The 13,627-nt window shown below is 37.2% G+C and carries 9 protein-coding genes and 2 pseudogenes; 2 read left to right on the top strand and 9 right to left on the bottom strand.

Going from position 1 to position 13,627, the window contains the following annotated elements; genetic code table 11:
- Positions 1-73: 73 nt before the first annotated feature.
- The 3 genes from FG383_RS08275 to FG383_RS08265 are packed head-to-tail and all read right to left on the bottom strand — an operon-like array spanning position 74 to position 3,605.
- Positions 74-1,531: a CoA-acylating methylmalonate-semialdehyde dehydrogenase gene (locus tag FG383_RS08275; RefSeq protein WP_142606797.1), complete on the bottom strand. Its 1,458-nt coding sequence runs from the start codon at positions 1,529-1,531 to the stop codon at positions 74-76.
- 26 nt (positions 1,532-1,557) lie between these two features.
- Positions 1,558-2,754 (bottom strand): iron-containing alcohol dehydrogenase, encoded by a 1,197-nt coding sequence (locus tag FG383_RS08270; RefSeq protein ID WP_142606795.1) that lies wholly within the window; start codon positions 2,752-2,754, stop codon positions 1,558-1,560.
- A gap of 50 nt (positions 2,755-2,804) precedes the next feature.
- On the bottom strand, positions 2,805-3,605 hold the full coding sequence (locus FG383_RS08265; RefSeq protein ID WP_281285295.1) for an enoyl-CoA hydratase: 801 nt from the start codon (positions 3,603-3,605) through the stop codon (positions 2,805-2,807).
- Positions 3,606-4,129: 524 nt separating this feature from the next.
- Between FG383_RS08265 and FG383_RS08260 the strand changes: the two genes are divergently transcribed.
- Entirely contained in the window at positions 4,130-4,726 is a 597-nt protein-coding gene (locus FG383_RS08260; protein WP_142606793.1) for a TetR/AcrR family transcriptional regulator, read from the top strand.
- A gap of 254 nt (positions 4,727-4,980) precedes the next feature.
- The gene (locus FG383_RS08255; RefSeq protein ID WP_142606791.1) at positions 4,981-5,973 is read left to right on the top strand and encodes an NADPH:quinone oxidoreductase family protein; all 993 of its coding nucleotides are present in this window, start codon (positions 4,981-4,983) and stop codon (positions 5,971-5,973) included.
- Positions 5,974-6,245: 272 nt separating this feature from the next.
- On the opposite strand, the gene FG383_RS08250 is transcribed toward FG383_RS08255, so the two are convergent.
- From FG383_RS08250 to FG383_RS08225, 6 genes and pseudogenes are all read right to left on the bottom strand, one after another.
- Entirely contained in the window at positions 6,246-7,064 is an 819-nt protein-coding gene (locus FG383_RS08250; protein WP_142606788.1) for an enoyl-CoA hydratase/isomerase family protein, read from the bottom strand.
- Positions 7,065-7,192: 128 nt separating this feature from the next.
- A pseudogene (locus FG383_RS08245) lies at positions 7,193-7,462 on the bottom strand (aldehyde dehydrogenase family protein); the annotation flags it as partial.
- A gap of 18 nt (positions 7,463-7,480) precedes the next feature.
- Complete coding sequence (locus tag FG383_RS08240; RefSeq protein WP_185907881.1) at positions 7,481-9,100, bottom strand: BCCT family transporter; 1,620 nt, start codon at positions 9,098-9,100, stop codon at positions 7,481-7,483.
- A gap of 101 nt (positions 9,101-9,201) precedes the next feature.
- On the bottom strand, positions 9,202-11,307 hold the full coding sequence (locus FG383_RS08235; RefSeq protein WP_142606782.1) for an acetate--CoA ligase family protein: 2,106 nt from the start codon (positions 11,305-11,307) through the stop codon (positions 9,202-9,204).
- A gap of 181 nt (positions 11,308-11,488) precedes the next feature.
- Complete coding sequence (locus FG383_RS08230; protein WP_142606780.1) at positions 11,489-12,454, bottom strand: NAD(P)H-dependent flavin oxidoreductase; 966 nt, start codon at positions 12,452-12,454, stop codon at positions 11,489-11,491.
- A 453-nt stretch (positions 12,455-12,907) separates the two neighbouring features.
- Positions 12,908-13,135: pseudogene (locus FG383_RS08225) on the bottom strand (hypothetical protein).
- Between the last annotated feature and the right edge of the window lie 492 nt (positions 13,136-13,627).

Raw genomic sequence — 13,627 nt, 5'->3', positions numbered from 1 at the left:
ATAATTTTGCTTAAATCCGAAAGTTTGCATTAAACATCTAAAAAGCCTAATACAGACCTTTTGGTTTGTCCTTTTAATATTTTGCCGTCAGCATTTTTCTTCGTGTATAGAAATTGACACCATCTTTTCCGTTAGCATGAAGATCTCCGTAAAATGAGTTTTTATGTCCCGAGAATGGAAAGAAAGCCATTGGTGCTGGTACACCTAGGTTTACTCCTAGCATGCCTGCATCCATTTCTTCTCTGAATTGTCTCACTGCCTTGGCACTATCTGTATAAAGGCATGCACCGTTTGCAAAGTCTGATTCGTTGGAAAGTGCGATTGCCTCATCTAAACTGTTTACTCGAACAATTGATAACACAGGCGCAAAGATTTCTTCTTTCCATATCTTCATCACTGAATTAACATGATCGAAAATAGTTGGTCCAACAAAATAGCCACTTTCTTTCACATGATCTTTACGACCATCACGGATAAGGCTTGCCCCTTCTTCTTCGCCAATACGGATGTAGCTCTCTGTTCGTTCCTTATGAGAGTCGCGAATGACCGGACCCAAAAAGACATTTTCATCTAGGCCATTACCAATTATTAATTCATTTGAAGCAGTTACAAGTCTATCAACCAATTCATCAGCAACATCACCAACTGCTACAACGACAGAACATGCCATACAACGCTCTCCTGCCGATCCAAACGCAGCTCCAATAATGTTCTTGACAGCGTTATCAAGATCGGCATCCGGCATTACGATAGAATGATTCTTCGCACCCGCTAATGCTTGCACACGCTTATTATTTGCAGCCGAGGTCCGATAGACGTACTCCGCAACCGGTTGTGATCCGACGAATGAAATTGCTTTAACCTCTTCACTCTCCATTAAAGCATTTACTACATCATGTGCACCATGCACAATATTCAATACGCCATCCGGAAGACCCGCTTCTTTAAATAACTCAGCCAAACGATTAGCAAGAAGTGGTGTGCGTTCGGATGGTTTTAATACAAAAGTATTTCCTACCGCAATGGCTAATGGGAACATCCAACAAGGAACCATCATTGGAAAATTAAATGGCGTGATTCCTCCAACAACCCCTAATGGATAGCGATACATACCTGACTCTACCCCTGTAGCGATGTCTGGTAATTGTTCACCCATCATAAGCGTTGGTGCACCGGCAGCAAATTCAACGCACTCAATCCCACGTTGCACTTCCCCGTATGCTTCCGCGTAGCTTTTTCCGTTTTCAATCGTAATAGTTTTTGCTAGCTCATCCCAGTTTTCTACCAAAAGTTGTTGATAACGAAATAAAATACGGGACCTTTGCGGAACGGCCGTCTTGCTCCATGTTTTGAACGTTTCTTTTGCGATTGCCACCGCTTGATTTACATCTTTTTGTGATGAAATCGGTACAGTTGCAATAATTTCACCCGTAGCTGGATTGGGCACCTCTTCGTATTGATCAGTATCCGCTTCAACCCATTCACCATTTATAAAGTTTTTTACTTTTTCAACATTCGTTTTAACTACCATTTATTAATCCCTCCTTAGTTTGAATACTAGGCCAATTGCATTTTCACACTAAAATCGTAATTATAACACCGTTCGTACAATGCTTTAATCTCTTCCAACGTAGGTATTTTCGGCGTGTTAGCCGGGCTACCACTTTCAATTGCATCAGCAGCCATCTTTGAGAGAGATTGCGTAAATAGCTCCTCTTCTATACCGTACATTTTCATATTCGGAATGTTAAGATCAAAACAAAGTTGCTTCACTTCATTAATTAATCCTATCGCTAGTTCTTCATTCGAATAGTTTCCTGCATCCGCGATTACTTTTCTTCCAATTTGTGCAAGCCTCTCTATTGAAGCTTCCATTGTGAATTCTAGCACCGCCGGAAGTAGCATAGCATTAGAAATCCCATGTGGCGCATGAAACAAGGCACCAATCGGGCGAGACATCCCATGAACTAGCGTTACAGATGAATTAGAGAAAGCTGCTCCAGCAAGCATTGAACCCAACGCCATTTCTCCTCTTGCGTCCATATTTGTCCCATCTTCATAAGCGATACGAATGCTTCTCATAATATGATCGATTGCCGTTAATGCCAATGCATCAGTCACCGGATGCGCTTTTCTAGAGATATATGCTTCAATTGCATGGCATAATGCATCAACTCCAGTCGCAGCAGTTACACTTTTTGGGCACGATACTGTCAGATTCGGGTCAACAATGGCAACCGCCGGCAGTAGACTAGCATCCGCTAACATCATTTTTACATTTGTTTCAGTATCTGTAATAACGGTTACCTTTGTCACTTCGGATCCAGTCCCTGCAGTCGTAGGAATTGCTATCACCGGTAGAGGTTTTTGAGTGATTTTTTTACCCGTTCCAAAGTAGTCCGTCATGGTGCCACCATTCGTCATAAGGACTGAAACGGCTTTCGCGGTATCAATACAACTTCCTCCACCAATTGCAACAATATGGTCACACAGTCCTTCTGAACAAATAGCCATCGCTTCTTTTACGTGAATATTGGTTGGTTCTGAATCTACATTCAGATAAGTTTCATATGATAATCCACTTTCATTAAGCTGTTGCTGACATTCTTCAACATACCCTAGTTTATTCATTATAGAATCACTAATAATTAATGCCTTCTTACCTAACTTATTCGCTTGTTTTCCTACTTTTTTTACGGATCCAACCCCATAAAGGATTGTACTTGGCATGAGTAACTCATAAATACCTTTCATTAATTCCACCCCTTTTAGCTGTTATTACCTTCTTCAATCCTAAAAACACTTCAACCTTTAAATACAGGTTTACGTTTTTCAATAAAAGCATTCACACCTTCTACCATATCCTCTGTAGAGAATAACTGTGCCCACTGGACTGCTTCAATTTCCAATCCTTCAACAAGTGTTGTTTCCAACCCCTCATTAACAGCTGTAATTGTTGCTTTAATGGATTGTGAGCTTTTATTAACAATGGATTCAGCAAGTTTCTTCGCCTCGTCCATCAACTCTGAGAGTGGCACGGACTTATTAACCAGACCAATTTTTTCCGCTTCCTCACCATTTATTAACCGACCAGTCAATATTATTTCAAGCGCTTTTGCCTTATTCGTTAATCGAGGTAATCGTTGAGTACCTCCAAATCCGGGGATTAGACCTAAGTTTAGCTCCGGTTGCCCTAGTTTTGCTTCATTTGCAACAATTCGAAGGTGACAACTCATAGCAAGTTCTAATCCCCCACCTAGACAAGCACCATTAATTGCTGCAATGACCGGCTTTGTTAAATTTTCAATTTTATTTAACACGGTTTGCGCATCAACAGATAGTGCCTTCCCTTTTTCTTCATCATGAAAAGCATTGGTGAATTCTTTAATATCGGCACCAGCAACAAACATTTTCCCCTCACCCGTTATTACAACTGCCTTTATACTTTGATTTGTTTCAATGTGATCAATACACTCAGACAAACCGCTAATCGTTTTTGTACCTAATGTATTTGCAGGTGGACAATTAATTGACACGTACCCTACGCCATTTTCCACCTTCAACTGAATATTTGTAAACTCCATAGCTTTCACCATTTCCATCATTCTGATCACTCCATTTCAATATAGTAAATTTCTTTGTAAAACTCATCTAGTAAATTTAAGCTTCACTGATACTACCTACACGATGTATCCAAGTCTCTTTTATCTGTTTTATACAAAAATTGCTTCTAAATTTCCCCACCTCCATTTAACAATAATAATTTTTTAACTTCTTTGAATTTACAGAAATCTTTATGTTATTAGTTTAATATGGTTGTCTCTTGACGTCAATAAAAATTTGACCAGACAGAATAAAACTCATTTTGAATTGTATTTCTTTTTACTTGAAGGCAAGGAAATCCTCGTATAATAATGAAGTGGATTTTCCGACACTGTTATACAATTACAAATGAACCTTGGTAATAATGATAATTTCGTGATATGATTTTAAGGAAGGTAAGTTATTCTGAAGGATAAGGTAATGGGAGTGTTAGGCATTCCTATGACAGTTTACTGTGATATTCTTCCGAAATATCTATAATTTTAAGATATTCAACTGAAGTTATAAAATTTGGTAGGTGAAGACAATGAATAAGCGAGCAGAAGAACGAAGAAAGCAAGTATTACGCGCAACACTTAAAGCAATTAGTGAAAAAGGTTTTAGCGTAGTTACTCTTCAAGATATTGCTGACTATGCCGACGTTAGTAAAGGCGTTATCAGTTATTATTTTGAAAATAAAGAAGATGTTTTTTACCACTTACTTGAGTGGATGACAGATCGCATCTTTCAAAATGAGTATGCAGCTATACAAAAAGAAAGTAAGGCAATCGATAAAATGCGTGCATACGTAAATGCAGCTTTTAAGAGTCCTGAAGATAACCGGATATTTTACAGTGTATACCTTGAGTTCTTGGCCCAAGTGAATCAAAACGAACGATTTCGCGAAGTAAATAGCAACTTTTACAAGAATTGTTGGTTTATTGGAAGTGAAATTATTCAAAAAGGTAAATCAGAAGGTATTTTTACAAATATAGAGGTAGAAAGTGGTAGTCATATGATTCGTGCATTAATCGATGGTTGTCTTCTTCAATGGTTAATGAGGGACGACGAAATGTTGCACAGTTATTACCGTGACAATTGTTATGATGCGATTATCACCTATTTAAACTATAAGGATTCCTGAAATGAATGTTTCGTTGTCCTAAAAAAAGATTGACCAGTCACTTATCCGTTGTATAATAGTTAGAATACTCAAAACAAAAGACTGAATATATGGGAAATTCAATCAATTTTGCCGATTATTATTCGGCAACATTGCTCCCTATTTAAGTTAAAAATGCTTCCGTTTAAACCAAGGGAGCCAAAATTTTTTCTCTAATAAAAGTCTGCCTGGTCAATATTATTTCAGTTAGTATCTAAAAATGGAGGGGTATACCGATGAAAGACATAAGTTTCCGCGCTTTATTAGTAAACAAAGATGAACAAGCATTTACTATAAAAGTCACTAACCTGAAAGTAAGTGACTTACCAGAAGGTAATGTAATCATTAAAGTTGCATATTCCAGCATTAATTTTAAAGATGGCCTTGCTGCAACACCAAATGGGAAAATTGTGAACGTATACCCGCATGTACCTGGTATTGATATGGTAGGCACTGTAGTTTCCTCTCAAGACGTCCGTTATAATGTTGGTGATGAAGTAATAGCAACAAGTTATGAAATCGGTGTTTCACGTTTCGGAGGATTTAGCGAGTATGCTAGAATTCCAGCTGACTGGATTGTGCCTTTACCAAAAGGTTTGTCCATGAAACAAGCAATGATATATGGAACGGCTGGCTTTACTGCTGCACTATCAATTCAGCGATTAGAAGAAAATGGTGTAACACCTGATAATGGTCCTGTTCTTGTATCCGGAGCCACTGGCGGTGTTGGTAGTTCCGCAGTATCTATGCTCGCAAAATTAGGATATCATGTAGTTGCGAGTACTGGGAAAGAATCCGAACATGACTTTTTATATGATATAGGAGCCAAAGAGATTATTTCTCGTCAAGAATTACAACCTGAAAAAGTACGACCTATCGATAAACAACGCTGGGCTGCAGCAATTGACCCTGTTGGCGGGAATACTCTTGCTTATATATTAAGCACAATGAAATACGGTGGTTCTGTTGCTGTAAGTGGATTAACAGGTGGATCCAATGTTTCTACAACCGTCTTCCCCTTTATTTTAAGGGGTGTGAATTTACTTGGGATCGATTCAGTTTATTGTCCAATGTCAACCCGTAGTGCGTTATGGGAAAGAATGGCGAATGATATGAAACCTGATAAATTAGAAAAAATTACAACTGAAGTAACGTTAGATGAGTTAGCTATTACATTGCCACTAATTTTAGAGGGGAATGTGAAGGGAAGAACTGTACTGAAATTATAACGTACAATGCTCTTCAAGAAATTAATGACTGTTTTTCAATTGCCACCTCATAAATGGAGACTGCATTTCTTTCAATCCTCCATTTACGAGGTTTTTATGTTTTATAAATGCTCATTCAAATAGTTTTGCAAAAACCTATGACATGACGTTTTAGCATTAACAAGAACCCGCTACGAAGTCAATTCTCATAGCAGGTTTCATTCCTATCATTTAGCTGTGTCGTTGTTTTATAACCCGACACTACTTGTTCGTTGTTTATTAACGTTTGGTTACTAGACTTTCTGTGTCCCCTTTAAGAAAGCACCCAAACCTTCCTCACGAATAATTCGACTTGCTTCCGCAAATTCCTGTTCCTGACTTAAAAAGAACATGGAAATGGCGGTTTCTAGGTTATAGTCAAGTGCTTGCTTCAAATTCATCATTTCATAGGTCTTATTAATCGTCATTTTCGTTATTTTTAGCGCAGACGGCGGTATTGCCACCATTTTTTCTGCCATCTTCATGGCTTCTTCCATTAACTGTTCTTGGGGAACTACACGATTGAAAATACCTAGACGATGGCCTTCTTCTGCATCCACGGAATCACCCGTGTAAAGCAGTTCTTTTGCCTTTCTCATACCCACAATCCATGGCATCATCAATGTGGCCGGAGCTGCACCAAAACGGATTTCAGGTTCCCCAATAACTGCCTTATCTGATGCAATCGCAAGGTCCGCCGAGAACACCCAATCAGCAGATACACCATAGGCATATCCATCTACCGCCGCAATAACGGGCTTTTTAAGATCCCATAATTTCAACCCAACACGCAAAAAGGTTTCTAGTTGCGCTCGATACACTTCAGATGGTTCATCGCCAATAGGAGAAGGTAAGTCCATGGATTCCTTCAAATCTGCACCAGCGGAGAAATTCCCTCCCGCTCCCGTCAAGATAACCACTTTAACATTTGAGTCCCTTTCAGCTTGATCTAGTGCTTCCCACACATCTTTCGTCATTTGCTCTGTTACAGCATTTAATTTAGTAGGGCGATTCAACGTAAGTGTTGCAACATTTTTTGCAACCTCATACAAAACTGTTTGATATTCTTTCATATTTATCTTCCTTTCAGGGTTTTATTTTACTGTTTTGATAACGTTAGAATTTATTATTAAATGTGGCTATCATGTTTCAAAACCGATAAGGCTTTGTGAATCTTTAGCATAATATACTAAAATATTTTTTAAAACCAGTTATACGGTTTAGGATTAGTATTCGTATAGATATGTTTTACCTCTGTAAATTCCGCTATTCCTTCATGATCAAGCTCCCTTCCAATCCCCGACTGTTTATAACCACCCCAAGGAGCTTGCGTTAGCGTTGGATGATAATCGTTTATCCACACAGTACCCATTCGTAGTTGTTTTACTACCCGATGAGCTTTCCCTACATCCTTTGTCCAAACAGCTCCAGCTAAACCGTAATCACTGTCATTTGCAAGTTCAATTGCTTGCACCATTAATATTGAAAATTATCCAATAGGGATTTTTTCATTAATTTCAGAAGTACCTAACTCTTGGTTTTCCTTATGCAAACTCACAACGACTACATCTTGGATTTCAATTTCTGATTGTGCATTCTGATTCAGGTGAGCTCCTGTTTTTAACATTTTCATAAAGGAATAAACCAATAGTAGAATCACGAATATAAATGGAAGCGCCGTCAAAATTGAAGCCGTTTGTAGCGTTTGTAGATTTCCTCCAAGTATCATCAGTGTCCCTGGTAATATAAACAGTGTAAGTGCCCAAAACAAGCGATTCCATTTTGCTGGTTCTTCATTAATCTTAAGTCTTGGTGTAGTTGCTGAAGCCATCATATAGGCTGCTGAGTCAAAAGTAGTTGCTAAAAAGATTAATGCAACAAAAGTGAATACTAACACTATCAATGTACCGAAAGGAAGTGTGCTAATTACTTGAATGATAGTAGCAGGTGCACCTATCTGTTCTAATAAACCCGTGACTGGTAATAAGTTTTTCAATTCTAAATGCATTGCATAATTACCTAATACAGTAAAATAGGCGGTGCATCCTAACGAACCCCATGCTAAACCTCCTAAAATCACTTGACTAATTGTTCTTCCCCTAGAAATCTTGGCGATGAATAAGCCCATAAATGGTGTATATACAATCCACCAAGCCCAATAAAAAACAGTCCAACCTTCTACAAACCCTGTATTACCTACTGGATCTGTAAACGTATTCCAACGAACAAAATTATTGAACAATAATCCTATACTATTTGTTCCCATTTTTAAGATGAATTCGGTTGGTCCCACTACTAGGATGAAACCCAAAAGTAAGATGGAAGAAACGATTGCTATATCACTCAATACTTTTAATCCTCGTTTTAAACCTGAATAAGCGCTCCATGTGAATAAAGCTGTACATAATATGAGTACAAACACATTCATTGGTAGTGAAGCTTCTATACCTGTCAACTTACTTATTCCCGCAGCCACTAATGGCGTGCCTAATCCTAGAGAAGTACCCGCAGCCCCTAGAATTCCGAACATGAAAATAATGTCGATTATCTTACCCAGTAGTCCATCTGCATGTTTTCCTATTACAATTCGACAAATTTCACTTAATCTTAAAATAGGCACTTTTAAAATGTGGTATGAATATGCAATTGGTATAGCGGGTAAGACAAAAAATGCCCAAGCCGATGGTCCCCAATGGAAAATACCATAAGCAGCTGCTATCTCAGCCGCATCAACCGATCGGGCTTCAATTCCGTATGGGGGTGCCATATAATAGTATGCCCATTCAATGGTACCCCAGTAGACTAATCCAGACGCAACACCTGCACAGAATACCATAGCTCCCCAACTAAAATTTGAAAACTCTGGTTTTTCTTCTTTTTTTCCAAATTTAATTTTTCCATACTTACTAAAAAATAAGTAGATTAGAAAACAAAATCCTCCGGTTCCTGCCCACAAAAAGACCATTCCAAAATTCTTTGTCACAAATCCATTCGCCACATTAACTAATTCACTTCCCTTTTCCGGAAATAAAACTAATGGTAGGCAAATAGCAACTATTAAAACAAACGTAGAGATGAAGATGAACCAATCAATTTTATTTTTTCCCAACAAAATGACCCCCTTGGGTTAAATGTGAATTACTTTCCTTACATCTCTGATACAATCCCTTAAATAGATTAATTTATTTCATGTGATAATCTACTACTTTATTAACTCACCACACTTTTCAATGCTTGATTTTTCACCGATGCGAGCACATCTAAAGCAACCACACCTTTTTCACGAACCGCTAATGGATTAATTTCAAATTCAACGATTTCTTCATATTTCTCTGTAGCGGTCTTGCCCATTTGCACAATCGAACGTATAAGTGCGTCTAAATCCAGTGGTGGGTTTCCACGATATCCTTGGACATTTTTCCAGAGCATCGGTATGCTTCTAATCATCTGTTCCGCTTTTTCATTTGAAATCGGGGGAACGGCCAGAACGACTTCCTTAAAGAGCTCGGTGAAGATTCCGCCAATTCCAAATACAACAATCGGTCCGTAATGGATATCCGTTTTATATGCAAGAATTGTTTCAAAGCCATCTGTAACCATTTCCTGAATTAAATAAAATGGTGAATGGAGATGTTCCATTCCTTTCCATGCTGTTTTCAGCTCATCCGCATTTTTTAGATTAAGTGCAACACCACCGACGTCCGTCTTATGTGCTAATCCCTGTGCTTTTAATACAACCGGATACCCAATAGCGTCCGAGTAATTAATCGCCTCTTGCAATGAGGTCACTACTTTTTCCCTTGGTGAAGGAAAACCATTCTCCTCCAAGAGTTCTCGTCCTTCGTCGTCATGAAGCAAGGTTGGTTCTTCCTGTAACACAGTATTATTTACCGAATAAATTGGTGTTTGATCAGTTCTGTCCAAGAATTCTTTGTACTGGAATAGTGCCCGGCATGCAATTAAAGCATTGCGACTACCTTGTATTACAGGAATACCAGCATCATCTAAAATAGACAAAACACGAGGATCAAACTCCGTTTGAATATGACTAAAATACAAAAATGGTTTATCTGAATTTTTTCGTAACTCTGCTAGATCTTTTGCAGGTGTGCCAGTAAAATCAAATTCATGATTTCCTTGCCCAATTGGTGCATCAATTGCAACAGATACAATTCCTATATTAGAATCATTCGCTAAAGCGCTTAAACAAGTATTTGATACCTCGGAGAATTCTTTACTGCTTTTTCCCCATACATCAAGAGGGTTTGACAATGTTCCTAATTCAGGGATTTCGTTACCTAACTTCCGTTTAGTTTCCTCAGAAAAATCAGGGAACTCCACACCATAATCTTCGGCTAGATCAAGAAGTATACCCGCTTGTCCTCCTGACACTGTCAAAGCGGAAACTGTATTTTTAGATGGGAGGAATGGTTGTGATAATAATTGAGCTACCGCAACTGCCTCATCAATATCATCTACAAAAATTAGTCCATGCTCTTCAAGAACCAGTTTTTCAATCTTGTAATCTCCAGCAAGTGCTCCTGAATGCGCATTGGCAACAGCTGCTGATTTTTTTGTTCTGCCGACTTTCATTGCAATGACTGGTTTCTTATTAGCACTACACAAATCAAGCGCTTTCAAAAAACTATCATGATTCCGTACAGCTTCAATGTATAAAATAATAACGGATGTTTCAGAGTCGTTCGCTAATAAATTGATATAATCAGCCATTTTAATATCCGCTTCATTACCTGTCGAATAAATTTTGTTTATACCAAGCCTAGATGCAACAAAAGCATCATTGACTGAACCACTTTGTGAGATAATAGAAACAGACCCTTTTTTAATAGGTCGTAATGGTCTATGCAAAGTGCCAATGTACGGAGTAAAATTATGATGCATATCAAAATACCCCATACAATTCGGTCCTATTATTCTCATTCCTGACTTTGAAGCGCTTTCAAGAATGTTTTTTTGTATTTCTTCACCATCCAGTCCACTTTCTCCGTATCCCCCGCCAGGAATTACAAGAAGTTTCGCATTGATTTTACTTGCATCTCTAGCAACCTCCACCATTAGATGAGGATTGACAAGTCCGACAACGACATCAATCTGATCTTCAATTTCCAAAAGGGATTGATAACATTGGATGCCATCAATAGTTTCATATCTTGGGTTTACCAGATATATGCGTCCTTTAAATCCCATTTTGTTTAAATTATCCAACATAACACTCGTCGCAAAGCGATAATTTGCGCCGACAATAGCAATGGTTTGAACCGGTTTCACTAACATTTGAAGATTCTGCTCTCTCATTTTTACACCTCAATTTTTTATTTTTGGTCATGAGTATACAAATTTTTAAAAATTAATTATTATTAGATTATTCTATTAATATACAACTTTATAATACACCTAGTATTTTGACCAGTCAATATAAATTGTGTTGTTAATAAAATTTATAGATTTACCAATTAATCTCTTAAATAATAAATGGCTATGCAAATTTAATTAAATTTAATTTTTCAATTGCATTGTTAGCTTCATTAATAATATTTCCTACTATTTGTTCCGCACTTTCAATCGTCTTAATTAATCCTACTCCCTGACCAGCATTCACCCAACCATTTAAGAGGTCTCCTTCAATTGCTGCCTTTTTATTAATAGCCCCACTTATATAAGGCAACACTGTTTCAGGTGTGGAATCATTTTGGAGTGTCTCCTGAATTTTTGTAACGTAATCAGATTTAATCACACGCATAACTCCACCCATACTTCTAGTTAAAATCGTCGTATCATCGTCCCTGGATTGGATAAGAAGTTGCTTATAATTTTCATGAGCCACGCACTCTGTTGTAGCAACAAATCGTGTTCCCATTTGAACACCGTCCGCACCCAAACTCATAGCAGCAATCATTCCTTCTCCATTCGAAATACCGCCTGCAGCTATAACGGGGATGTTAACTTTTTGCGTGATTTGTGGAACCAAAGCAAAAGTTGTTAATTCTGCCCCACCGTTATATCCGCCCGCTTCATATCCTTCGCATATGATAATATCCCCACCAGCCTTTTCGGCTTTTTCAGCATGCTTTACTGTCGAAGTTAGAATCATTGTAATAATGCCCATTTCTCGGAAAATCGGTATAAATGGAAGAGGGTTACCTGAACTAATACTTATCGCTTTTATTTTTTCTTTATGCTTTTCAATAATATTTATATAGGGTGTATTGTCGCTATGTTCACTTATCGGTAGGTTAACACCAAAGGGGAATTCTGTTTGATTAACTGCTATCAAAATCTCTTCTTCAAAATTTCCAGGTGTTCTACCTGCTGATCCAATTTGACCAAACCCACCACCATTCGAAACAGCTGCTGCTAAAGATCCGTTTCCTACATATGCCATTCCCCCTTCAATAATCGGGTATTTAATATCTAGCATCTGACAAATTCGATTATTTTTCATAGTATCCCCACTGCCTTCTGTAAAATACTTTTTTCATTTACTACAAATCCTTCTTATAAGCCATTTTGTGTGTATTCGCTTTGCTAATCCTTTTTTGTATAAGCTCAATTTCCCCTTTTCTAATATCAACAAATAAAATTCTGAATATCCACTCAAAAAACATTAAAATAAATAATTAGAATATTCAATTATAATTGTATTCCACATTTATTGACCAGTCAATCTTTTTTTAATTAAATTGTAAAGGTGTCTATGTAATGATGAATAATAGACAACTTAATAATACTAATGAAAGTGAACTATATATTGATTGGAATGACTTCGCACTTTTACTTTTCAGAATGCAATTGTTGTGTATTTACTGTTTTAAAGAATTAACCATTCAGCAAGCAAATGCAACTCGCTATTTCTCCAAAAGCCTTCAGAATCTTTAATTCAAATAAACTTTCCAAATTAACTAACCTCTTTTTTCTTTACAAGAGGTACACCAATAGATTCAAGATGCTAAATAGTCTCGTTTATATTTTGTACTTGGAAATTTAAGTTCACTTCTTGTTCTCTTTGAAAATAGCTGACATTCTCGGAAAAGAAAGAAAAGATAGTCTCATTTCCTAATTGAGGTTTAATCACAGTCCCATCAAGATTCTTAGTTCTCCAAAATATTCCTTCGTAACCTTTTATCTTCTTATCTAACGCCTATCTGTCATTAGATATTTAGTTTTTCGATTATTGTTAAGTTCCTTCTTCAACTAAACTTCTGCGTTGATTTAAGTGTAATGTTTCACAAACTTTTATTACGAATGGTTTCTGAATAACCTTTTTATAGGTCCTACAAAAATCAATTCATAGTATGACCCTACATACAGAACAATTTTGCTCCATTAGTATAATAAGCTCAACTCGTTAAAAACAATTTTTACTTCATCTATTCCTTCTTATTTACTCGATTTTCAGTCGTTTTCGCTTATCTCTATTACACTTTTATTATTATCAATTAAAACTGGAAAAGTTAAGCCTAATATCGTTTTATAAATTTTTGAACGGCAAAATCAAATTCACCTTTGTTGACAGCAAGTATGCTAAGGTTTTCTTTCTCATTTTTGCTCTCCTCACCTTCTAAATTAGAATGCTCAAAAAAACAGCGAAAGCATTTACATGCCTTCACTGTTTTGT

The organism is Psychrobacillus soli, assembly GCF_006861775.1.
GTDB classification, from domain to species: Bacteria; Bacillota; Bacilli; order Bacillales_A; family Planococcaceae; genus Psychrobacillus; species Psychrobacillus soli.
Note: the sequence above shows the minus strand (reverse complement) of the source record. Positions and strands in the feature narration are given on the sequence as shown.

Bases quoted from the DNA above. Each gene is read 5' to 3' on its own strand.
- FG383_RS08250 (WP_142606788.1), bottom strand. From the start codon at position 7,064: ATGAAAGAATATCAAACAGTTTTGTATGAGGTTGCAAAAAATGTTGCA.
- FG383_RS08270 (WP_142606795.1), bottom strand. From the start codon at position 2,754: ATGAAAGGTATTTATGAGTTACTCATGCCAAGTACAATCCTTTATGGG.
- FG383_RS08265 (WP_281285295.1), bottom strand. From the start codon at position 3,605: ATGATGGAAATGGTGAAAGCTATGGAGTTTACAAATATTCAGTTGAAG.
- FG383_RS08260 (WP_142606793.1), top strand. From the start codon at position 4,130: ATGAATAAGCGAGCAGAAGAACGAAGAAAGCAAGTATTACGCGCAACA.
- FG383_RS08255 (WP_142606791.1), top strand. From the start codon at position 4,981: ATGAAAGACATAAGTTTCCGCGCTTTATTAGTAAACAAAGATGAACAA.
- FG383_RS08235 (WP_142606782.1), bottom strand. From the start codon at position 11,307: ATGAGAGAGCAGAATCTTCAAATGTTAGTGAAACCGGTTCAAACCATT.
- FG383_RS08230 (WP_142606780.1), bottom strand. From the start codon at position 12,454: ATGAAAAATAATCGAATTTGTCAGATGCTAGATATTAAATACCCGATT.
- FG383_RS08275 (WP_142606797.1), bottom strand. From the start codon at position 1,531: ATGGTAGTTAAAACGAATGTTGAAAAAGTAAAAAACTTTATAAATGGT.